The sequence below is a fragment of the Paenibacillus sp. FSL R10-2778 genome (genome assembly GCF_038593035.1).
In the GTDB taxonomy this organism is placed as follows: Bacteria; Bacillota; Bacilli; order Paenibacillales; family Paenibacillaceae; genus Paenibacillus_AQ; species Paenibacillus_AQ odorifer.
Genome location: NZ_CP151956.1, coordinates 3,867,210 through 3,890,876 on the forward strand (window position 1 = coordinate 3,867,210; position 23,667 = coordinate 3,890,876).

Below are 23,667 nucleotides of genomic sequence, written 5' to 3' on the forward strand. Positions count from 1 at the left end.
CGCTTCAAAACATTTTATCATAAGTTTCATTGGTAATATAGGCTGATAATGGAACGGCTCACCATTCTGTCAGCATTTTCTTTATGATAATCTTCAATCTTTTATAAAAGATAAACCGACTAAGCATGTATAAACTTAGCCGGTGTCAATTTATTTAAGAGATTATACTCTCCCCTTTTGAATAATCATCGACCGGAAGAACAAGGTCTCTCGGTAAGATCTCCATCAAAGATTGTTTAGATATTTTGACATGCCTGCTTATTAATCTAACCGCTTGATGGCGGATTGCCTGTTCGAGGATATTGCGTACATAACGGGCATTACTAAAGTTTTCTTCAATAATTTTCTCATTAAGGATTAACTCTTTTAGTTTCCCGTTTGTTTCTGGAGTAATTATATAGTCTCTTTCAGCAGCCATTTTATGTGCAATCAATATCAGTTCATCTGTTGTGTAGTCCTGAAAATCGAGTTGAATTGGAAATCGTGAGGGAAGCCCGGTATTAGCCTCCATGAACATCTCCATTTCATTTGGATAACCCGCTAAGATAATAATGAGATCATCATTCCTGTCCTCCATAACCTTTACAAGACAGTCGATTGCCTCTTTTCCAAAATCCTTATCTCCGCCTCTAGCCAAGCTATAAGCCTCATCAATGAATAATACGCCACCCATAGCCTTCTTAACAAGGTCTCTGGTCTTTTGAGCTGTATGCCCTATGTATTCCCCCACTAAATCCGCTCTCTCTACTTCGATTAATTGACCTTTACTTAATATGCCCATATTCTTTAACAGCTTGGCAACGATTCTTGCTACAGTTGTCTTTCCAGTCCCGGGGTTGCCTTTAAACAACATATGATAAACCTGATTAACTACATTTAACCCCAGTTCTTGTCTCATTTTTTCCACTTGGATAAGCGCATGAATTTCATATATGAGATCCTTCACCTTTTCAAGACCGATAAGCTCATGAAGCTCTTGCAGGATTTCTTTTGTAGATTCTAAATGATTATTTTGAGCCAGCGCGCTCTCCAATGTTTCATTCGTAATATTTGTTGGGTCTTGATTTTTGAAAGTTATATTCATTCTGGAATCATTAATGGTTATCTTTCTTAAATTTTCTTCACCCATTGTAATCACCTCGTTAGAGCATTATATGCAATAACTGAATGACATCATGCACTTGTTTTAAAGAATGGGGTTTCGACATTGGATTCCCTGCTATCTCTCGCATCTTCTACGATGGTACACGAGGATAGAATGACCGAAATGCATAAAAGCCATAAGCAGACATTTATTTTTTTATCATTTCACAACCCCATTATTTTTGATATACAAATAACAAATAGCCCCCATTTAGAGTTTAGTCCATTTGGGGGCTGGCTTTTCTAATCAAGTCTCTTCCGGAATAGGAAGCATTATTAGAAGATTCTGATATTTGGGAACAATTACAGGAACAACTGCTGGATTTTCCATTTCGTATAGGCTAGAATTTCACGCGACTTATGCCTTGTCATCGACAGAACAGTGGATTCTGTAAGCCCCAGTTCAGGATTCACATAACCGAGCTCGTCCGCGATTTCGTGTGAACGCCATCCATGATATGTATGCGTAATAATAATTGCTGAGGACAATCCCTCACTTGTCATAATTGCTTTGCTATACAGAAGATTCTCGTAAGTGCTGGTAGCTTTATTTTCAACAGAAATGGCGCTATCCGGAACTCCATGAGCTACTAAATAATTGCGCATGCCTTGACCTTCGGTATATTTCAGATCAGGTTTATCCAAACCTCCAGAAACTATGATATGCGGGAACATCCCCTCTTGATAAAGCTTAAGCCCGTAATCCAATCGTTCCTTCAATCCCGGGCTAGGTTCATCTCCCCACATCGACATGCCAAGAATGATCCCTGTATCGGCTTTGAGCATAGGATCTGTCGTTGCGGCTTTATTGATATTCCTCAATGCGTACGCACACCACAACAAACCAACTACAACAATAACCATTAAAGCAATAAGCAACGTTCGTTTAGACCAAATTCGGCGTTTTTTGCGAACAATCCGAATCGGGGAAGAGTCTCTTCCATAAACGTACCATTCCATCTTTATTTCCTCCTGAATTCTCCATGATGAAATAATTCGGCACGATGTTTCAAAGAGAGTGAGAAATAAGGGAAAGCATGAGCATCGATGCCACGTAAAATAGTATGGGCAGTCTCCCAGGCTAGCTTATAATCGTTTTCTGAGATGTCTTGCCTCTCCAGTGCTTCCTCCAGTTCATCCTCATCGAGCAAAAACACCTCGCCGTTCCAAAGTACTACCACGTCCAGATACAAATCGTCAAACCAAGGCACACCTTGGTCAGTAACGCCTTGCACTTTACAGGTGTCTATGTACCATTGAACAATATTTTGTTTTTCGTCGAACATAGCCGTCACAATATAGTGACTATCTTTCGGAAAATATTGCAGCCAGGAATAACCTTTATCTGCAATACGATATGTATGTCGTCCATAGCTCTTCCACAGTGGTTCTTTCAGCCCGTAGATGGTATAAAGCGTAATATATCCGCTGAATTCCCGGCTCTCCACATAGCGGCAGGCAAAATGGCGACGCGTAATCCGGCGCCAGTTGGCCCGGTCTCCGAATTTACGTTTCATAGAAATTACCCTCTCCAGTATGGTCTATTCAGCTTAACACATTTAGAGGATACACTCAAAATATCCCGCAAAATACAAGAAATTTTTCTTCTAAACCTAATAAAAACGGCAGTCCAGCTTCGCTCTATAAATAAAGCAAAGCTGGACTGCCATGGATAAAGCTATTGTTCGTAATTCAAATTCGTTTTATTGAGTGGAAGAATCCCCGTTCACAAAACCTGTCTCTGGATCAGGGTTTGTGGATACATTCCCACTCTCACCGCCGGAACCCTCTCCACCGATAGTGGGTTCTGGAGTTGGGATCGGCATTGGTGTTGGCGGTGGCGGGGTGATTTCAGGGATTGTAGTACCACCGTCATTTCCGCCTCCCTCATTGCCGCCTCCGTTATTGCCACCATTTCCATTCTCTCCGTTGTTGCCACCGTCCTCTGGGGTCGGGGTCGGAAGATTAGGATCTATGGTGGGTTCAGGGGTCGGCATTTCATCCTGCACGGATACACTAACCACATTGGAGGGTTCGCTCTCCACTTTTAGCGCAGGGTCATAAGAAGTTACATAATACTCGTAAACCAAACCAGGCAGTGCACTAAAATCGCCTGCGCTGGTAGTCACTGTATTTAACAGTGAGCCAAATTCAGCTTCCGATGTCTCTCTACGATAAATACGATACTCAACGCCGGCAACAGGAACTGCCTCCCAATTGAGATTTACAGTCATCGTAGAAGGATCATATGCTGCTGATAGTCCAGTAACGGTCTGAGCTGTTTCTGGTGTTTCAGTAGGCTCAGGAGCAATCTCGTTATCGAGCTGCGGGAAGGATTTCTTAGGAACATCCTTCAGCGCTTCCTCCATGACCTTACCCCAGAAAGCAGCGGCAAGCGGACTGCTGTTCTTAAGCAGATGCTTTTTACTTGGCTTGTCGTAACCCATCCAGACTGCTGCAGTCCATTCTGGCGTATAGCCTACAAACCATACATCACGGTTCGAGCTGATTCCAGAATATCCACTTTGCGTCGTACCGGTCTTACCGGCAACAGGACGGTCAATCCTAGCTTTTCTACCCGTACCGCTCTCCACGACCTTCTGCATCATCTCAGTCATTTGATAAGCTGTTTCCTTACTCATCACTCGCTCAGGCGTTGTATTCGCTTTGTAGACCGTCTCACCACTGCTGTCAGAGATGGATTTAATGGAATAAGCCTCTCTTAGTTCGCCGCCATTTGCAAAAGCGCTGTAGGCTTGCGCCATTTCCAGCGTATTGGTCCCTTTGCTCATGCCTCCAAGAGCCAGCGAGAGGTTCTTATCCTCATCTTCCAATCCAATGCCTAGTTTCTTGGCAAATTTAAATCCGGTATTCACACCAATTTCATTGAGCAGCCAAACAGCCGGAATATTCTCTGATTTCTGAATGGCATCACTCATGTTGATGCTCTTAGAATATCCGTGCAGGTTGGTTGGACAATAGTTCGCGAAACATTGCTTCTCGTTGCTTAGCGTTGAATTCATGGTGAATTTCCCAGTTTCCAGCGCTGGAGCATAAGAGACAATTGGTTTGAAAGCAGAACCTGGAGAACGACGGCTGCCAGTTACACGACTGTAGCCTTTTTTCTCATAATTCCGTCCGCCAAGGAGTGCGACAATGCTGCCATTCTCCTGATTCACAATCGTCATTGAGCCTTGTACCAGCTCTTCATCTACACTCTTTTCAAAATTATCACTATCTGCAAAAGCATCTTCAACCGTTTCTTGAGCATGCTTATCCATGGTAGTGTAAATTTTGTATCCGCCGATATTCAGATCATCTTCTGACAATCCAAATTTTTCTTCCGCCTCATCTACTGCAAAATCAATAAATGCTTGATAACGCTGTTTCTTTTCTGGCGGCTTATAGTTATAATCTACGGCTTTTGCTTCGTCTCTTTCCTGCTCCGTAATGTACCCTTGCTCATACATAAGCTGAAGCACTACTGCCCGGCGTTCCTTCGAAAGATCAGGGTTACGCAGCGGGTTGTAACGAGACGGGCCTTTTGGCATAGCCGCCAATGTCGCGATTTCCCAAACCTTAAGCTGACTCAAATCACTTTTACCAAAATATCTTACTGATGCTGCTTTAATTCCGTAAATTGTACCCCCGAAGTTAATCCGGTTCAGATACATGGTAATAATCTCTTCTTTAGATTTCTGATTCTCCAGGGCTACGGCAATCGACACCTCAGTTGCTTTACGGAAAAACGTCTTGTCCCGTGTCAGGAAGATGTTTTTGGCGAGCTGTTGAGTAATGGTACTACCGCCCTCTACCATACTTCGTGCGGCTATATCCTTTACTGCTGCCCGGCCAATCGACCATAAATCCACACCAGAATGTTCGAAGAAACGTTTATCCTCTGTGGCTACAAAAGCGTTAACCAATAACGGTGGAATTTCTTCATACTCTACTGGATCACTTTTCTCCAGTGATAATTCGCCGATTAAATTAGCATTGCGGTCATATACCTTAGTCGTTTCATTCACTGTTAGCTTATCCTGGTTCTCAAGCAGAAGCTTTTGACCATTTAGCATAATGAACAGATATCCACCTAATGCACAGAAAATGGCCAATGCCGTAGCGAAGAACAAGCTCCACAGCACACGCTTCTTCGTCAAAAATTTCTTTTTCTTTTTTGGTTTTGATTTTGGTTTTGATTTGGAACTGGACGATCCTCTATCTCTATTGTGATTCGTCCTGGATGTATCGTCTCTAGACATAATGCCTCCTGACTCCCTTTCGGAAATAAACATAAATGGTCTGCCATGAATGAAAAGAACAACCTTCACAGGTTGCTCTCTCACACTCTATTCAAACGATTTATAAACAAGAAAGGTTTCAATTCATTTTTGATAAATGTTATTCTTCACTACTGCTGTCTTGCATCAGTGATACACTACGTTGTGGTGTGAACGTGGAAATCGCGTGTTTATACACCATTTGCTGGCGTCCATCACTGTCAATGACGATTGTAAAATTGTCGAATGCTTTAATTATTCCCCGGATTTGAAAACCGTTGGTCAGATATACCGTAGCAGGGATATTTTCTTTGCGTAGTTGGTTCAAGAATGTATCTTGGATGTTAATGGACTTGTTCATATGACGTACCCCCAATGGTTCAATTAGATTGTTCAGAAGTATATTCAAGACCTGAGAGAAACTTTCCTGCTATTATACCACGTATTTTTGAGAAATTCTCAGAAAAGTTTTGTTCACCTTCGACATCGATCCACTCGATTTCCTTCATGTGGCGAAACCATGACAACTGTCTTTTGGCGAATCGGCGAGTATCGCGTTTAAGCAGTATCACAGCTTCTTCCAGCGTCAGCTCTCCCGCCAGGTAAGCGGCAATTTCCTTGTAACCCAATCCCTGCATGGACACAAGGCTTCTGCTGTAACCGTTATCCAGCAGTCCCTTCACCTCAGCAACGAGACCATCCGCCAGCATGCTATCAATTCGGTCCTCAATACGTTTATATAGTATTTTCCGGTCCATTGTCAAACCTATGAGACATAAGTCATAGGGAGATTCCTTCTTTTGAGCAGCATGAGAAGCGGAAAGTGTAGTGTTTGTCTGGTGTTGAATTTCCAGTGCACGGATAATTCTGCGACGGTCGTTAGGATGAAGTTTGGCTGCGCTGACTGGATCAACCGCCTCGAGTCTGGCATGCAGTGCAAGCGCTCCATGTTCTTCCGCAAATTGATCCTGCTCTTTACGGAAAGCTTCATCAGCCACTGCTTCCGAGAACTGAAAGCCGTAACATAAAGACTCAATATACAGTCCAGTCCCCCCTACGATAAAGGGAAGCTTCCCTCTAGCGCTTATCTCCTCGATGAGTCTAGTGCCCTGCTCTTGAAATTCAGCGGCAGAATACGCATCCTGCGGATCATGAATATCGATCAGGTGATGGGGAATGCCGTTCATTTCGGCGGGTGTAATCTTAGCTGTACCAATATCCATACCACGATAAACCTGCATCGAATCGCCGGAAATAATCTCAGCGTTATAAGCCGCTGCCAGCTCCAGACTTAACCGGGTTTTGCCTACGGCAGTTGGTCCTAACAGCACTAGAACCTTATGCCTTTCTTTAGTTGTCAATGTGTATCACCCCGTACGATGTTTTGGAGTTGCTTCTGAGCAGCTCAGTAAACCCAAGGCGTTCAAATTCGCCACTCAAAGCCTTTTCTTTTAAAAGAACAGTCTTACGGGCGACCCTAACCGCTTCGGCTACACTCTCTGTCGATAAGGCTGCACGGTTAGCGAATTGCCGCAGCGGGGAAATCGAGGCAGAACCCGTCAGTGGCACGCGAAACATAGGATCAAAATAAACAATATCCACACTTCGATCTGGTTGAGACCGTAAATAATCCAAATGTTCACTATGCACGACATTAACTCTGCGTAAAGCCTCATTGACCTTTACTTGCCCAGAGGTGTAATGAGACATCCCTTCACTGAGCAGTGCGTACAGCGGTAATGAGCTCTCCAAAGCGGTTACCTCTGAGGACTCACCACCATGTACAGCAAACAGTAAGGAGTCAGCTCCTAATCCAGCTGTACAATCCAATACGCTATCTCCGGGAAGCATTCGAGCCGCAACAAGCATCGGCTCGATCTCACCCTTTAGAATTCGTTTAGCGCGAACGAAGCCCATGCTCGGATGAAACTCCATAGGCTCCATTCCTAAGCGGTGTAGTCGAACAGCGTCCTGAGATAGAATCAGAATATCCTCATCTCCGTAATGTTCAACCATCCTTGTAATGGAGAGCTTCTCACGTGGAGCATAACTACAACCCGTTCTCTCCGCAAGGCTTTGCGCGCGTTCTACTATTTCCATTATCGGGCTATACCCCGTAGTTATAATCATGGTGCCTCCAGTCTTGCTCTTAACAAATTTCAAAAAATGTATAATTACATAACCCGCTTGAACAATTTCTCTAAATCATAGGATGAAAAAGAGATCACAATCGGCCGTCCATGTGGGCAAGTATACGGTTGTTTGCACTCTGCCAGTCGGGACAACAGAGCCTCCACTTCCTGTTCTGTTAGTTTATGGTTGGCCTTAATCGAGGCTTTACATGAACACAGAATCGATGACTTTTCTCGTAGCTTCGCAAGATCAATCATACGCTCGCTTAAGACCCACTCCGCCATTTCTTCAACGACCGCCTTCTCATCCCCTTCAGGAAACCAATAGGGCAAAGAACGAACAAGAAAGGTCTGTCCGCCAAAGTGCTCAAGGTATACCCCGGCCTGCTGAAACCAATGTAGACGTTCACTAAGCTGACGACTTTCAGAAGGCGTGAACTCCAGTGTAATCGGCAGTAGCAGCTCCTGTGAGGCATCCTCCGGCCGACCAAATTTCTCATAGAAGTATTCGTAATTAATACGTTCATGTGCCGCATGCTGATCGATTAAATAGAGTCCTCCATCATTCTGGGCAATAATATAGGTCCCATGATGCTGGCCTATATAATTAAGCTCAGGAAAGGCTGGAAGTCCAGGCTCTTCTTGTTGTGGTGGAGCCCATAGCTTCTCAACCGAAGGGAGCTGCTTCTGCGCCATTGACGTTTCTTGCGGGCGATAGCTATTGGAATAACTAGTATTCGCATTAGTTTGGCGCCCCTGCGAAGATGAAGACGGATAGCCTGACCCGTAAGCTGGAGCTACCTCGCGAGTCACCTGATGATCCGCCTGACCTTGCTTGCTAAAATCATGGGAATTACGGTCAAGGTTCGATGACTGTAGTCCACTTAAGAAGCTGGCAGATCCCGTGGGGGCTGTATCCTTCTCATCACCATTCGAAGATGACGGCGGAACAGCTCCTTTGGAAAAAGCAAATTGCTCCTGGATAAAGGAGCTGCTGCCCTTGGGTCCGATTGTTTCCTTGCTTGGACGTGGAATCAGACTTTGCCCCAGCAGTATTTTGCGGATCTCCTGCTCAACAAAGGTGTAAAGCTCATTCTCTTTACTGAATCTAACCTCGAGTTTTGCTGGATGTACATTGACATCTACCAAAGAGGGGTGCATATCCAGTTCAATAACTAATAGCGGATAACGGTTAATCGGAAGCAAGGTATGATAAGCACGCATGATTGCTGCGTTCAGACCATTACTGCGAATATAACGTCCACCGACAATAGTAGTGATTGCATTTCGATTGGAACGTGTCCATTCTGGACGACTAATATATCCGGAAATCCGGTAATCCAAGTCTTCTGCCGTAATCGGCAGCATTGCTTTGGCGGCATTGGTTCCGTAAACAGCTGCGATGACCTGCAGCAGATCACCATTTCCGAGCGTATGCAGCAGCTGATTGCCATTATGATGCAAGGTAAAAGAGATCGCCGGATGAGCCAGCGCCATGCGGTACATGGCATCTGAGATATGGCCCAGCTCCGTCTGAATACTCTTCATATATTTCAGCCTTGCCGGCGTATTAAAAAACAATTCACGAACGGCAAGATCACTTCCCCGGCCGGAAGGAGCGTCCTCATTTCGTATGAGATTGCCACCCTCAATGTCTACTAGGCGCCCTTTGCCGTCATCGGCAGTTGCAGTTAGAAGCGATACCTTGGAGACCGCGGCAATACTGGGAAGTGCCTCTCCGCGGAAGCCTAAGCTTGTGATTTGAAATAGATCGCGGCCATTCAGAATTTTACTTGTAGCATGCCGGTAAAAGGCGGTCTCGCAATCTTCAGGATCAATCCCGGAGCCATTATCTTTAACGCGGATGCTCTGCAAGCCCCCCTCTTCTACCGATACCTCAATTCTTGTACTGCCAGCGTCAATTGCATTCTCGACAAGCTCCTTTACAACAGAAGCTGGCCGCTCTACTACTTCACCCGCAGCTATCTGGTTGGCAATATGCTCGTCCAATATATGAATTTTGGCCATTTCATTCACCTCTTATTTAGGCAATCAATTATTATTAAATCTTTATTGCAGATCCTTAACCTTCATCTTCAGCTCGTTCAACAGACTCATCGCCTGCAGCGGCGTCATATTCATAAGATCAGCGTCACGCACAGAAGAAATGAACTCTTTTAGCGCAGGATTCTCTTGGATTTCGGTTACCGCAACTTGATGTGCACTACCTTTGCGATTCTTGCGTGGTTCTTCCTCACCAAAGATAGACAACTGAACAACCTCATTTTCTACAGGTGCCTCAGTGATGACACTTACGACTTGCGCTATCGAGGATGCGCTAGCAACTTCTCTTACAGCCGCCTGTCTTTCGAGGCTTCCCCCGTAATGAAGTTCAGAACCACCAGGATGGGCTGCCTGCTCAATGCTCTGCAAGAGACCATAAGCTCGGTCAATAATCCCTTCAGGAAGACCCGCAAGACGTGCACAATAGATGCCATAGCTGCTGTCAGCCGCTCCAGGAACTAGCTTGCGCAGGAAGTTAACTTTATCACCGCTCTCTTGAACAGCCATAGAGTAATTCCGAAGTCCTTTAAGACTTCCTTCCAAATGAGCCAATTCATGAAAATGCGTCGAAACTAGAGCTTTGCAAGAAATAACATCATGTACATATTCAATAACCGCCTGAGCGATGGCCATACCTTCACTGGTCGAGGTACCTCTTCCCAGCTCATCAATAATAATCAAGCTACGAGCTGTTGCTTTCTCTGTCATAACCTGGATATCAGCCATTTCCACCATAAATGTACTTTGTCCACCGATCAAATCATCAGCTGCTCCAATACGAGTAAAGATCCGGTCTATAAGCGGAACTTCAGCACTGTTTGCTGGTACAAAACATCCAATCTGAGCCATGATGCAGATCAGCGCCACCTGACGCATGTAAGTACTTTTTCCCGCCATATTAGGACCTGTAATTAGAAGAATATTACCTTCTTCCTTACTCAGCGTGCTTCCATTTGCAATAAAAGCAGAATCTTTAAGCACCGCCTCCACAACGGGATGACGGCCCCCTTCAAGCCGAAGATCATAACCATCCGAAAGGACTGGCTTCACAAAACGATGTTCGGCACTAACTGCCGCCAAGCATTGATATACATCAATTTCGGCAACCTTTTCCGCAAGATTTTGCAGGCGGGGAATTTGCCCGCTGATGCGATCACGCAGCTCAGTAAACAGGCTGTATTCCAAATCCGTCATTTTATCCTGAGCTTCAAGGATGAGTGCTTCCTTCTCCTTAAGCTCAGGAGTGACAAAACGCTCTGCGTTGGCAAGCGTCTGCTTACGTTCATATCTTCCTTCCGGCAGTGCAGCCAGATTGGATTTGGTGATCTCTATGAAATACCCGAAGATTTTGTTATAGCCGATCTTCAGTGACTTAATGCCAGTGGCCTGTCTTTCCTTAGCTTCCAGTTCTGCGATCCAACGTTTACCGTTACTGCTAGCTTCCCTAAGCTCGTCCAAACGTTCATGATAACCGGAACGGATAATGCCACCGTCGCGCACAGACACCGGGGCATCCTCGACGATTGCGTGGTCAATATCCTCTCGCAGCTCAGCGCATTCATCCATACTTGCACCGATCTCTCGTAAAGTAGCTGAACCGGAGGTCATACATAAATCCTTCAATGCAGGAATTTGCGCCAGCGATAATTTCAGAGCATTCATATCACGGCCATTGGCGCTGCCAAAAGCAATACGACCCACCAAACGCTCCAAATCATAAATTTCTTTAAGCGCTAAACGCAGGTCCTCGCGAACGATAAACTGATTGTACAAATAATCGACAGCCTCTAGGCGCCGTTCGATCGGAGCTCGCTGCAATAGCGGCTTATCAATTCTGCGACGCAACAGACGGGCGCCCATCGACGTTTCCGTTCGATCCAGCAGCCAGAGCAGGGATCCTTTTTTGGAGCGTTCGCGAACCGTCTCGGTTAGTTCAAGATTCCGGCGTGTAAATGGATCTAGAATCATATAATTGCCTGGTTCATAAGGAGAAATCTGACTAAGCTGCCCTAACGAACGCCGCTGGGTCTCATTCAGATAAGAGATCAGAAGCGCCAGACATTGTCCACGTTCCTTCTCTAGACGTACCCATGCCGCTTCACCGAACTGACGACGTGCCAGCTCCTCCTCGCGTTTCTCCCAAGGGGTGTAAACTACAGGTTTGGCTAACAGCGGCGTTTCGCTTCGCAGGATCTCCAAAAGTGCAGCGTCTCCGATGATCTCAGCCGGTTCATAAATGCCAATCTCATCACGCAGCCATTCGGCTCCAGATAATACCGAAGTAACATACAGCTCACCAGTTGTTAAATCGCAGGCAGCTAATGCCATCATTCCGTCACTTTCGGTGACGCAAACGAGGTAGTTATTGCTCTTGTCAGCAATGATTTTTCCATCCATCACGGTTCCTGGTGTCACGACGCGTACAATATCCCGCTTCACCATGCCTTTAGTGACTGAAGCATCCTCTAACTGCTCACAAATGGCGACTTTATATCCTTTTTCTATCAGGCGTTGAATATATCCCTCGGCGGCGTGGTAAGGCACTCCACACATAGGGATTTTCTCCTCGCCCCCGCCTTCGCGGCCTGTCAACGTAATCTCAAGCTCCTTGGAAGCCAAAATGGCATCTTCAAAGAACATTTCATAGAAATCGCCTAGTCTAAAAAATAGGAAGGCATCCTTAGCCCCTTCCTTTACCTTTAAATATTGCTCTATCATCGGCGTATATTGTGCCATGGTCAACCTCCATGCCTATTTAATGCTGTCCCCCATTATAACAGAAAATTGATGGACAAAGTTACCCTGAAACCTCACATTAGTACAACGAAAGACTAGAATACTTATCAGACAAACACTTACTTGAGGTATATTCTTCTGCTTTTAAATATTGTAAAATCTTAACACAGAGCGTCAGCCCATATAAAAATCAAAGGAGAATACAATATGATACGAAAGCTAACGAAGGATGATCAAGAGCTGCTGATGGCATTGCTGCGGAAAGAGCCGGCGCTTAATTTATTTATCATTGGCGATGTGGAGAATTTTGGGTTTGAGCAGGATTTCATGGATTTATGGGGAGAGATTGATCCAGCCGACGGGCGGATAAAAGCCGTTCTGCTGCGCTTCTATAGAAGTTACCTTCCTTATGCAGATGGCCCTTTTGATGTCGAGGGGTTCGCTGAGATTATCCGAAAGGATAATGACATACATATGATCTCCGGAGCCTCAGAGGTGGTGAAGGCTTTTGACGGGGAAATTAATTTCAAACAAGTAAAACAGCTGTTTTTTGCTGAATTAAAAGAAATGAACAATAAAATAAGTGAGTCCTTCTCTTCAGCTGAGCCTATTAAAAAAGCTACGGTTCAGGATGTAGAAGCGATTTGCGCACTCACGGATACCATTGAAGAATTTGAAAGCAGCCGCAATGGTTCAAGAACCAGCCTGCGTAAAACGCTGGAAAGCAACACCGGCCGCACCTATTATATAGAACGGGAAGATAAGGTCATTGTCACCGCTTCAACTTCAGCGGAAAATTCCATGTCAGCGATGATTGTAGGGGTTGCCACACATCAAGCATTCAGAGAGCAAAGCCTTGCTTCGCGCGTAATGGCACAGCTATGTGCAGACCTGCTCCATGAAGGAAAGTCATTGTGCCTCTTTTATGACAACCCACATGCCGGAGTTATTTATAAACGACTTGGTTTTCAAGATATCGGTTCATGGACCATTGTTAACATGTAGACCAAATAGTAAAATCACACTTTTACTTTGCTGCACCATAACTCACGTATATCCCGTGATTCATCCCACGTCCGTTCAGCGGCAATATAGTCGAATAAAGGCTCGATATAGGGGGCGGCAATCTCGTAGCCGCCTAGGGAACGCAGCCGCGCCAGCAATGGGGGGATTGCGGCGCGCAGCGGAGATTTATCGCCGCTGTAGTAGGCGATATGCAGGTCTTCCCGGTCGAGCGGGCGTTGCGTCAGGTCCTCATAATGGCTCACGATTAGGTGAGCCAGATAGACCGCGCCTTTAGCGATGACCGGGGATACCAGGAAGCTCGGCAAGGTCCGGTACTCGAAGCCGCCATGCGGCTGAGTCCGGAAATCGCCGAGCACGCCGTATCGGGGACGACGCGCCCCTGCGCGGACGTCTTCGAGCAGAAGCATGGGCAGCGCGAGATAGTTATCGAGCGCGCGCAGCAGCGGCGCCGTCAGCGTCACGCCGCTGAAGTGCAGATGGCCGCCGAGGGCCCAGCCCGTCAGCGGCATGCCTCCCGCCCGCCAGCGCAGCGAGCGGTCGGCGATGAGCCGGTCCGCCAGCGCCGCGGCGGACATCAGCTGCGCCAGCAGTGCGCGCGGTTCCCCGCGCGGCTGAGGGCGCAGCTCGGCGACCGGGAACGCGCCGCGCGTTCCCGGAGGTCCGGCGTCGCAGCCAGCGACGCCGTCCGTGGGCAGGTACCGCGACGCAGGCACGACGCGGCCGGTGGATTCCCGGAGGATGATAAACTCCGGGTCCATGCCCATCAGCAGGCCGCTGCGGTCCGGCTGCTCCAGAGCCAGCTTTCGTTCCAGCGCTAGCGCTGCGGACCGATAAGGCTCGGGCAATCGTTGCCCGGAGGTCTTTACTAGTGGAGTGACTCCCTCCACCACATACCTCCGGTTCCCCATTGCCCTCAGCAGGACCTCACCGCTATCCAGCCCCAAGCTGTACAGCGTGCGGACAGCAATCCGCTGGAGCAATTTCATCACCCCGCGAAGCTCTCCCCGCACTCGGCCTCCCGTGGTATTGCTCTCGGCATTAGCAATCCTCACAGCTTCGCTGTAATTATCGGCGGCCGCACGCATTCCAAGACCTGCACCAAGCAAAGAGATGTGGAGGACAGTCAAATGATAAACCAATATCTTATAACACTGCCTGTGGCCCTTCTCAGTAGCATCTGAAGCATATGTATCGACAAACCGTTTTCCAGAGGGCGTCAGCGTTGCTTCAACCCCGCTTCTAAGCAATCTGGACTCTCTCTCTGCCACAGACAATTCTGAATACACCTTAAGACCTTCATTCATACTCTTTAGCGCCTCCATCCGAGCGTGAACCTTTTTTCATCCTAAAAATAAATAAAAAAAAGGAGGGCATTCGCCCTCTACGCCGCCGCACTCCCTACATATAATGGACCATAACCCATTGATACTCAGTTAACGGCGGCGTATCCTTCCTTACAGCTCATCATCCAGATTGTCAGGGTCCAGATCATCGTAATCGAAGCTATCACCTTCAAAATCATAATCCTTGTCTTCTGGATCATCACTTTGCTCAGTGACATACACACGGACTTTGGTCTCAGCCACCAACTCCACTTCGAATTCGCGCTCTACGCGAAGTGTCACACTGCCTCCGCCTGGCGATACGCCCGCTTCTACACAATTGGGTTCCTGCGTTGCCTCCGCAGAGACCTCAACTGTTGAAGTGCGGTGTCTCGTGTCCAGGTAGGAAAGCGGAATGAGCTCCACATAAGAGACTGTTTCCTTTGCTACCTCGGTCTGCTTGTTCTTGTCGTACGAGTACCAGATGTTTACATCATAAGTACCAATTACTTCGATTCCGTTCCCGGCGGCAACCGCTTCGTATTGGTGGTTGATAATCCAAGCCCCCAAAATACTAGTCGGATGATGTGGCGGAGTCACGGTATGGGTTGCTGTAGAGAACTTACGACCTTTGCCGCAAATTGCCTTCGTAATGATCTCCCTTGTTTGACGTTTATGGCTTAATGACATCTTTGAACCTCCTCCATACAATCATTCACTATCAAGTGTATGCAGGTTCTAGGCATTTGTTGATTGTTAGACTATAAATAAATTTGAGTAAGCCCTCAAGAAGGCTTTTTCAGGAGACTCATAGTTCATTTTATTTCAAAATTTGTACATATATGAGTAGATTCCAAAAATGGTCCAACCTGTTCCGGAGCCATTCCTAACCCCTCAAAAAACCTTAAAACACCAGCTATTGCGGGATTACCCGCACAATTCCAAGTGATCTATGTTTGCTTAAGTCAATAAAATCCTCATCAATATTCACCAGTGGCCGCAAAGGGTCTGTAGCAAGAATCATAACAATTTTTCCTTTTCGCCCATCTGTCAATTCCACTTCGTTCCCTAGCATTGACTGCATTAACTTATTAATAAACACTCTGCAAATATAAGGGTCGAGCTTACCGAACACGCTCTCCTCCATTTGCAGTAATACTTCGTATAAAGGAGCCGCTTTACGATAAAATCGGTCGGAAGTCATCGCGTGAAACACATCAGCCACAGCAACGATTTTACTGAAATCAGTAATCCGGTTCCCAAGCACACCAAATGGATAACCACTGCCGTCCATTCTTTCATGATGCTGTAAGGCTACTAGCGCTTGAGTATGGTTTGTGCCTACCGTATCCCTGATCATCTCATACCCAAAGGTCGTATGCTTTTTCATCAGCTGAAACTCTTCGTCGGATAATGGACCGGGCTTGGTTAATATGTCATCCGGGATTCTCATTTTACCGATATCATGAAGAGTTGCTGCAATGGTCAACATGCTCAAATCCTCAGACTTTAGCTTCAGCCATTTGCCTAGCAGGGTAGATATTATGCCCACAGCTACATTATGTCTGTATGTATAATCATCTTTGGTCTGCAAAGCAGCCAATACTCCGTAGAAGTCATTCTTTTCGCTTACCTGCTGGATAAACGGAATCACTTCATTTCTAACTTCCAGCATAGGAATTCTTTTATTTTTGTTATGACGAATCTGTTCAAAAATATTCTCAATCGCAGCTGTACAATCATCAATTGCAAGCTGGAAAAATTCCGCGCTATCCAGCTGGACGACGTCATGAGATTCCAGAGTGATCTTATGTTGACGAATTAATCTAATATGTTCAGCACTCAATAAAGTCAATGCGGGTAAAACAAATACTCCTTTGTCATTAAAGAGGTTAGCTACAAGTTGTTTTCCGATAAATGATTCCATATCTTTGTCCATACGCCTCACCTGCCAATGCGGAAAATTCGTATATGAATTTCCTGCTTGAATTTGAACTCACCCTATAATTGTTAATCTCTTTCGAAGATCAACTTTTAGTTCATACATATTTTATCGTGATTTCAGGGGCGAATGTTAATACTTCACTTTATTAAAGCCTAATTTTAAGCTTTTTTCCGGGTGAGTAAACGTTTCTCAGGCTTATAGCTGACCGGTATTTTATGGCGTTTCGCAATTTTTAAATACAGTGCCAATTCTCTGCAAAGCTGCAGAATCGCTGATCGCACTTCAAATTCCTCACGTGTCTCTGGCAAATCCATGCTTTCAAACTCATGTTCAAGCTCTTCCAGCAAATGTTCCGTGCGGCCTGTATATTCTTCAGCCAAAACATCTCCGCTAAGCTGGTCGAACAATTCAGCTACCATCTCTCCATGCGGTAAATGGCGATATACTTGAGAAATCAGCTGCATCATGCTTTGTATCGATTCCAGCTGCTCCTTACGCATATAGAAATAGACATTCCAAGCTTCATCAGGATGAATTACATGATTCTCCATCTCGCGAGTAGCTGCTGTCAGTCCCCGCTGCACTGCATTATCCGCATCAATTAATTCTTTGCCATCCCACATATACGCAGGCTCACGCAAAGTACGGGCCATTTGAGTAAAAATAACTGAAAAGTATCGATCCACTTCCTTGCGGATTCCATAAATAACTCCCCCAGTCTGTGGCATGTAAATTAAGTTGACCACCCCCGCTGAACCGAGACCTATGGCCAGTAGCTCTACTTGCTGCAACAACACATGTAGCGATAACTCAGCTTGTCCAAACACACGAAACACAATAACAGAGCTAGTGACAATCCCTTCCTTGTAGCCGGACTTCACAATCATCGGAAAGCCAACAAGAACGTACAGTCCAAGTACCCAGTAATGAAACCCTAATATCCAAAATAAAATACACCCAAAAAAGAGTCCCACGAGCGAGGCCAAAAAACGCGCCGTTATCGTCCGGAAACTCCTTTTCAAGGTAACCTCCACACCCAGAATGGCTAAAAGCCCTGCACTTTGTGCATTGGGTATGCCTACTGCAGACGCGAGAAGAACGGACATTAACGTCGCAGCAGCTGTTTTAATCACACGAAATCCCATAACCCTATCTCTCCTTAAAAGCACTAACCGTTAATAGGTAAAGATATAGACATGTTACAAGATTTTGTGAATGGACACAACGTTACATTAGACTTACCGACGGTATAACAAGCGCTTCTCCAGATACACTACCAGTTGATACATTGCCGTTGCTACGGCTGCAATAATCAGCAGACTGGACATTACAAGCGTGAAATTAAACACCTGGAATCCATATATGATCAGGTACCCAAGACCGGATTTTGCTACTAGAAACTCTCCTACGATAACCCCGACCCATGACATTCCCACATTCACCTTTAGGGTAGAGACCACCGTTGGAAAAGATGCCGGAAGAATCACTTTAAAAAACACCTGAACTTTAGAAGCTCCAAAAGAGCGGACCACCTTCACCAGATTAGGATCCACACTGCAAAAGCTATTGTAAACAACAAGTGTAGTAATAATCACCGTAATCGATAAGGTTGTCACAACGATAGCGGTGAAACCCGCCCCGAACATTACGATAAAAATCGGCCCCAAGGCCACCTTCGGCATACTGTTAAAGACAACCATAAACGGATCAAGCACCGCTGATAAAAACGGAGACCACCAAATAATCACTGCCAGCAGCGTTCCTAACAAGGTTCCCAGAACAAAGCCTACCGCAGTCTCTCCTACCGTCATCCCCAAATGAGGCCACAAGCTTCCACTGATCATATCCTGCCAAATCTGTTTGAAGATTTTTGTCGGGTAGCTGAACAATAACTCATCAATCCAGCCCATTCTTGCTCCCGCTTCCCACAACACAAAGAACAGCAGCAACAGACTGCTTCTTACAGCAATAACCTGATTACGCCGGCGCTGTTTAGTTTTTTTGAAATCCACATGCATTTGCTGCAGCCACAGTTCACGGGAAGCTAAGACACCCGCTTGCTCTGTTCGTTTCATTAGCTTTCCCTCCCTGCGATCTCCATCTCTGTCCATACTTCATGAAAAAGCTCCGCAAACCCTGGCTGATCACGCGCATACAGCGGTGGGGCTGAGCGGATTAGCTCCGGAACAGGAAAAACTTTACGAATCTTCCCTGGATTTCGCTGCAATAAAATAACCCTACTGCTGACCGCAATCGCTTCTGACAGATCATGCGTGACCAAAATAGCCGTGGTTCCCCGGCTGCGTAAGGTCTCTGAGACTAAATCTTCCAGCTGAAGTTTGATCTGATAATCAAGTGCCGAGAACGGCTCGTCTAACAGCAGCAGTCCTGGATTGGTAGCTAATGTTCGTACAAGAGCCACCCGTTGCCGCATCCCTCCGGATAACTGAGAAGGATAGGCCTGTTCTTTCCCTTCTAGTCCCATCTCGCGCAGCAGCTCCAAAGTCCGTTTATGGCTCTCCTCGTTTAAGCTTCCGGTCAGCTCCAGTCCAAGCACGGCATTGTCAAGAATACTCCGCCAAGGAAAAAGATAATCCTGCTGCAGCATATATCCAACCTCAGGTGAAGGGCCTAGAATGGGTTGGCCATTTACGAATACTTCACCCTCAGAGGGCTGCAGCAGTCCGGCAATAATCGATAGGAGAGTCGTCTTACCACAGCCACTTGGGCCTACTAAGCTGACGAATTCTCCTTGCTCGACATTAAGATTTAGATCCTCAACGGCCAGTGAAGCTTCCCGATCGCCGAGATAGGCATGCGTTACTCCCTTTAATTGCACTACTGGAAGCAAGGTCATCCCCTCCTTATAGTTAACAAAATCCATTTAGGATCTTATCTCTCTTATTTAGAGCTACTGCTCTTTATAGTCTTTTCAGCTTTTTCAGCAAAAGTATTATTCACGATCTTTTCTGCTGGAACACGTTCTTTAAGTTCACCTGCGTTGTCCATAACATCTAGCAGATTATTCCATTCTTCATTATCAACAACCGGATTAATGGCGTAGGTGTCCTGTTCCTTGTAGCGTTTTACAGCAGAAATCACAATGTCACGATCCGTTTTATCAAAATAAGTTATTATGGCATCCGTAATTTCTTCAGGACTATGTTCCTTCACCCAAAGCTGAGCACGCTGGATGGCATTAGTGAACTTTTGCACGGTGTCTCCATTTTTGCTAATGTAGCTGTTTTTTGACATGAATACCGTATAAGGTAAATAACCGCTCTCCACCCCAAACGATGCCACTACAGCTCCCCGGTCTTCTCGTTCGAAGATAGAGGCCTGCGGCTCAAACAGCTGCACATAATCCCCAGTACCTGAAGCAAATGCACCGGCAATATTAGCAAAATCGATATTTTGGATCAAGGTAATATCCTTCGCAGGATCAATTCCCTTTTTAGATAAAGTAAACGCGCCTGCCATTTGTGGCATTCCGCCTTTTCTTTGGGGTAAGGTATATTTAGAAATACCATATCAACGAAAGAAAGACCACCTGTTGAAGGTGGTCTTAAATCTATAAGGCCCTGTGTTTTTTTCCAGTAGTTGCCCACATTATACGAGCGAGAAGTTTGTTTCGTTCAGGCTGACTTAATTTGGTGAATGCTTCCTCCATGCTATTGAAAACGACATTCCCTTCATCATCAACAAACCTCATTGTAACAGTCAATTTTTTCTCTTCTTTTATTTTATTCACAGGCACCACCTTCCTATTAAAGGCTATGCTCAAATGGATGTCCCCCTTTACCAACAATTAAGTGTACTTGGTCATGTTTCATCATTCCTGAGTTCAATTTCCTTTTCCACAATCAAATTTAAATGAAGAGCTAGTTTATAAAACGCCTTCCAACGAAGTTTGCCATAGGTTCTCGAACTGATCGGCGGAGCGAATTCGAGAGTGTAAACCTTCTCGTGAGTGATATAGTCATGATCGTTACTCATATATTTTGTCTCTATCAGAAACTTTTCCATCCGTGGAAGCCTATTTACAATACTTTCAATTCTCTTACAGTACTCCTTACGTGCTGCTAAGCTGTCTACGTTGTGTATTGCTATACTCGCCGTCTGATCTGATGTAGTACCTGTATCACTTCGGGGAGTTGCTGACCAAGCTGCTGTTGTAGTTGCTTCGCGTTCTTCGAAAGTAAGGAACTTATTAATGCGGTATCGTTCGAACGCCGCCTCTACAGCAGCCTGTGTCTGTTCCCGGTCTATCTCTGGTAAAAAGCTCTGTTGCACTGGGCAATCACCCCTTTGTAAAGAATCCCCCGACAGAATCCGGGGCGTATATCATCTTAGAACGGCAGATCGTCTTTATTCTCAGGAATTACTGGACCGCCTTCTCCTTCTGCCTGTTTAGCTGCTTCTGCCTCTAATGCAGCAATCTCTTCTATAGTGAGTTGGTTCTTATCATCCAATTCAATCGTACCGTCTAGATTAACCTTGCCTCGCACGCCCTCTCTTGGCTCCTCACGATCCTCTTCATCGTCATCACCTCGGAACTCTTCGATGCTCATTTGAGATTCAGCGATTTCCAAGACTACATCTGATCCAGCCTTCCGGTAGAATTCATAGGAGTTTTCAGAGGATGTGTCACCCTTGACGATGAACTCCAGTACTGTCTTCTTGGCATCCTTCGTACTCTTACTGAACTCTGTAGTCAATGCCTGTTCTACGCCGTCAATGTTCAACACAACCACCGATCTCGTCATAGCATTAAGCTCAGGCTTCTTCTCGTCATCACCCTTTACGTGGAACTGTACAAGCTCCTTTTTGGAGTCCTTCGTTTGCTTATTGAAGTGCGCTGCGATTTGAATTTTCATTTATAATTGCTCCTCTCAAATTTGGGTTTTATGAGAAAATAACGACAGCAGCTAGTGCCAAAATCCCTGCAATGCAGATTGCAGCCATATGCATGCTTCTTTCCTGTTCCAGTCATTTTTGTCTATCGGAAATCCTAAAGATACTATGATTACAATTGCAAAGATGATCTTAATCCACATTGACGTCAGTTCCTTCCTCAATCACTTGATTACATGGACCGCAAAGCCATATGTTAGCCTGACTTGGATGGGGTATGAGGTTCCGATTCTTACACTTAGGGCATTGAACAAGTGAACCATCATCCTTGGCTTCCAAATCCGGTCTGCACTCTGAACACCATTCATATCCTTCAACGGGCTTATTTCTTCCACAGCGGGCACAAGACTCTTCGTTAAGCCAATCTGTTTGCTCCTTCGGTGCTGGGGTATCTGGGTAAAGGGTAGATAAGGTGCGTTGTAATTGTCCTAACACAACGTTCGCCGCCGTTATTTTGTCACCCCAAAGTCCGAGATCATTAACTGCAAGCTGTACCGCCTCTTTTAGTTGTTGTTCCCGTGCCTCTGCTGCCTTTGCTACGCCATAATTGTGCATGGCAAGCATTCTCCATTCGTCATGCGATTGTTTTAAATGTTCATAGGTCATCGGCGGGTGTTGTGGTGTTTGTGTCATTGGGCTCCCTCCCTCAATATTCTTTTAATGATCTCAGGTCGATGTTCATCAAGTCCCAATTGCTTGATAATGACGGAACAACTCGCTGAGTAATAAGCTTATCCACGATTTCTTTTTCTACTGGAACGGTACCCGTGTTCTTGTAGTACAGCGGCCGCGACTTGATTTGATCCTCTGTATAAACGCCTGCTTGGTTCAGATCATTTGTATAACCACCGTTGTTAGGTCCCCACCAAACGTATATCCCTTTTCCGTTTGACCACTTCAAACTCAAGATGTAATACTCTTTCATCTCTTATATCCTCCTTGTGGGAGAGAGGGCTATTAACCCTCTCTGTCCCTGTATCTTCGTACTGTGCAGCATGTGGACATCAACCTAAGTTGGCATGATATAATACATTTGTTAATAATTATCATTTTTTTGAAAGGGGATAAACATGAATAACATAAAGAAGGAAAATCAAAATATTAATAAAGTGATTTCTATTATTTGTCTTGTATTAATCCCTCTCGCTGCTAGCATCGGAATTGTTTTCGATATTAATCGAGATCCAATACAACTTCTTATTATGACATTAGGTTTTTTAAGCATCTCTTGGATTAATTGGTCAAAGTATAAAGAGAAATCTAAGTTGTAAATACTTTTGCTTCACAGTTGTTGGGAGAGGAGGGATACTCCTACTCCCTTAATTTGACAGTATCTTCGAACAACGTATTAACTGATCTTTATTCCAACATGATCCTCTAGGCTGATCGGCACTTTCCCCTTCATGAACATGGTATGTCCAATCTGTTTCTCCAGCTCAACGTATCTGCGGTATAAATCTGGGTTGCAGATTGCTCCGTGCCGTAAATCGTTGACGCTGCCCATGATGCAGAACACACATGATAGCCGTTCATTTCCGTCAGCGTATGCCCAGAATGGTTCTTCCCCGGCTTCCCGAATCTCCTGAAATACTTCTGCCGTGGAAAGATCAAATATCGGAAGCCAGTCCCACACATGCCGGATAACTCGCCCATTTACACTCTCTTGGGTGTTATATCTAAACGGTTCTCGTTTCGCTCTTGCTACGGATTCCACAGCTCTTAAACCTATACAGTTCACCGCAACAGTAGCTCCACGTTCCTTCAGATCGTTACGAATATATTTGAAAATAGGACCTCTCTTCAGATCGCTGGTGCATTGACGATATGCTGCGCTGGGCCACATCCCCCGGGCTTCCACCATCCCCAGAAATGTTTTATTTGCTTTAACAATATGAAATGGGTGTATGACATAACGCCGAATGTGGTCAATGACTCCCGGCCACTCCACCTCGCCCAAATTAGCATGAATGACGACCAATTGTTTCTCGGGAATTACCTGACGGAGTCTTGTGTACATTACCTGTGAGTCCTTGCCGCCTGAATGAGAGCAGTAGAAGATTGCTCCTAATTCTATTAAATCCGTAATTTCCTCTGGTAGATTCACG

General features: G+C 45.5%; 22 protein-coding genes and 1 pseudogene. 1 reads left to right on the forward strand and 22 read right to left on the reverse strand.

Going from position 1 to position 23,667, the window contains the following annotated elements:
* Positions 1-154: 154 nt before the first annotated feature.
* The 9 genes from NST40_RS17225 to mutS all read right to left on the reverse strand — a co-directional run bounded on the left by NST40_RS17225 (position 155) and on the right by mutS (position 12,355).
* Entirely contained in the window at positions 155-1,129 is a 975-nt protein-coding gene (locus NST40_RS17225; protein WP_076098759.1) for an AAA family ATPase, read from the reverse strand.
* A 317-nt stretch (positions 1,130-1,446) separates the two neighbouring features.
* Positions 1,447-2,103: a YdcF family protein gene (locus NST40_RS17230; protein WP_076277324.1), complete on the reverse strand. Its 657-nt coding sequence runs from the start codon at positions 2,101-2,103 to the stop codon at positions 1,447-1,449.
* Positions 2,104-2,105: 2 nt separating this feature from the next.
* Positions 2,106-2,660 (reverse strand): DUF402 domain-containing protein, encoded by a 555-nt coding sequence (locus NST40_RS17235; protein ID WP_076190185.1) that lies wholly within the window; start codon positions 2,658-2,660, stop codon positions 2,106-2,108.
* Between the two features lie 186 nt (positions 2,661-2,846).
* On the reverse strand, positions 2,847-5,405 hold the full coding sequence (locus tag NST40_RS17240; protein ID WP_076218629.1) for a PBP1A family penicillin-binding protein: 2,559 nt from the start codon (positions 5,403-5,405) through the stop codon (positions 2,847-2,849).
* Between the two features lie 139 nt (positions 5,406-5,544).
* Positions 5,545-5,784, reverse strand: coding sequence for an RNA chaperone Hfq (hfq, locus tag NST40_RS17245; RefSeq protein ID WP_036687741.1), 240 nt, complete (start codon positions 5,782-5,784; stop codon positions 5,545-5,547).
* A gap of 19 nt (positions 5,785-5,803) precedes the next feature.
* Positions 5,804-6,784 carry a tRNA (adenosine(37)-N6)-dimethylallyltransferase MiaA gene (gene miaA, locus NST40_RS17250; protein ID WP_175619957.1) on the reverse strand — a complete coding sequence of 327 codons (981 nt, stop codon included), beginning with the start codon at positions 6,782-6,784 and terminating at the stop codon, positions 5,804-5,806.
* Entirely contained in the window at positions 6,774-7,523 is a 750-nt protein-coding gene (locus tag NST40_RS17255; protein ID WP_305954107.1) for a class I SAM-dependent methyltransferase, read from the reverse strand. The genes miaA and NST40_RS17255 overlap by 11 nt, the downstream gene beginning before the upstream one ends.
* Before the next feature lie 74 nt (positions 7,524-7,597).
* A complete protein-coding gene (gene mutL / locus NST40_RS17260) occupies positions 7,598-9,583 on the reverse strand; it encodes a DNA mismatch repair endonuclease MutL (RefSeq protein WP_342409758.1) in 1,986 nt (661 codons plus the stop codon).
* Positions 9,584-9,625: 42 nt separating this feature from the next.
* Complete coding sequence (gene mutS, locus NST40_RS17265; RefSeq protein ID WP_342409759.1) at positions 9,626-12,355, reverse strand: DNA mismatch repair protein MutS; 2,730 nt, start codon at positions 12,353-12,355, stop codon at positions 9,626-9,628.
* A 207-nt stretch (positions 12,356-12,562) separates the two neighbouring features.
* On the opposite strand from mutS, the gene NST40_RS17270 reads away from it, so the two are divergent.
* Positions 12,563-13,360 (forward strand): GNAT family N-acetyltransferase, encoded by a 798-nt coding sequence (locus NST40_RS17270; protein ID WP_076218627.1) that lies wholly within the window; start codon positions 12,563-12,565, stop codon positions 13,358-13,360.
* A gap of 14 nt (positions 13,361-13,374) precedes the next feature.
* Here NST40_RS17270 and NST40_RS17275 read toward each other — a convergent pair whose 3' ends face one another.
* The 13 genes and pseudogenes from NST40_RS17275 to NST40_RS17335 form a co-directional block, all read right to left on the reverse strand.
* Entirely contained in the window at positions 13,375-14,685 is a 1,311-nt protein-coding gene (locus tag NST40_RS17275; protein WP_342409760.1) for a hypothetical protein, read from the reverse strand.
* Positions 14,686-14,835: 150 nt separating this feature from the next.
* Entirely contained in the window at positions 14,836-15,393 is a 558-nt protein-coding gene (locus NST40_RS17280) for an outer spore coat protein CotE (protein ID WP_036687755.1), read from the reverse strand.
* A gap of 226 nt (positions 15,394-15,619) precedes the next feature.
* Positions 15,620-16,642: an HD-GYP domain-containing protein gene (locus tag NST40_RS17285; RefSeq protein WP_051491532.1), complete on the reverse strand. Its 1,023-nt coding sequence runs from the start codon at positions 16,640-16,642 to the stop codon at positions 15,620-15,622.
* Between the two features lie 164 nt (positions 16,643-16,806).
* Positions 16,807-17,793, reverse strand: coding sequence for an aromatic acid exporter family protein (locus tag NST40_RS17290; protein ID WP_076128366.1), 987 nt, complete (start codon positions 17,791-17,793; stop codon positions 16,807-16,809).
* A gap of 93 nt (positions 17,794-17,886) precedes the next feature.
* Positions 17,887-18,723, reverse strand: coding sequence for an ABC transporter permease (locus tag NST40_RS17295; protein ID WP_076128364.1), 837 nt, complete (start codon positions 18,721-18,723; stop codon positions 17,887-17,889).
* Positions 18,723-19,499: an ABC transporter ATP-binding protein gene (locus NST40_RS17300; protein WP_076142119.1), complete on the reverse strand. Its 777-nt coding sequence runs from the start codon at positions 19,497-19,499 to the stop codon at positions 18,723-18,725. The genes NST40_RS17295 and NST40_RS17300 overlap by 1 nt, the downstream gene beginning before the upstream one ends.
* 50 nt (positions 19,500-19,549) lie before the next feature.
* Positions 19,550-20,158: pseudogene (locus NST40_RS17305) on the reverse strand (ABC transporter substrate-binding protein); the annotation flags it as partial.
* 61 nt (positions 20,159-20,219) lie between these two features.
* A complete protein-coding gene (locus tag NST40_RS17310; protein ID WP_076277319.1) occupies positions 20,220-20,432 on the reverse strand; it encodes a hypothetical protein in 213 nt (70 codons plus the stop codon).
* A 38-nt stretch (positions 20,433-20,470) separates the two neighbouring features.
* Positions 20,471-20,941 carry an ArpU family phage packaging/lysis transcriptional regulator gene (locus NST40_RS17315; protein WP_076277318.1) on the reverse strand — a complete coding sequence of 157 codons (471 nt, stop codon included), beginning with the start codon at positions 20,939-20,941 and terminating at the stop codon, positions 20,471-20,473.
* A 56-nt stretch (positions 20,942-20,997) separates the two neighbouring features.
* Entirely contained in the window at positions 20,998-21,525 is a 528-nt protein-coding gene (locus NST40_RS17320) for a hypothetical protein (protein ID WP_342409761.1), read from the reverse strand.
* A gap of 169 nt (positions 21,526-21,694) precedes the next feature.
* Positions 21,695-22,195 carry a hypothetical protein gene (locus NST40_RS17325; RefSeq protein ID WP_342409762.1) on the reverse strand — a complete coding sequence of 167 codons (501 nt, stop codon included), beginning with the start codon at positions 22,193-22,195 and terminating at the stop codon, positions 21,695-21,697.
* 13 nt (positions 22,196-22,208) lie between these two features.
* Positions 22,209-22,487 carry a hypothetical protein gene (locus NST40_RS17330; protein WP_342409763.1) on the reverse strand — a complete coding sequence of 93 codons (279 nt, stop codon included), beginning with the start codon at positions 22,485-22,487 and terminating at the stop codon, positions 22,209-22,211.
* Between the two features lie 423 nt (positions 22,488-22,910).
* Positions 22,911-23,666, reverse strand: a complete 756-nt coding sequence (locus NST40_RS17335) for a phosphoadenosine phosphosulfate reductase family protein (protein WP_342409764.1) — start codon at positions 23,664-23,666, stop codon at positions 22,911-22,913.
* Position 23,667: the final 1 nt, after the last annotated feature.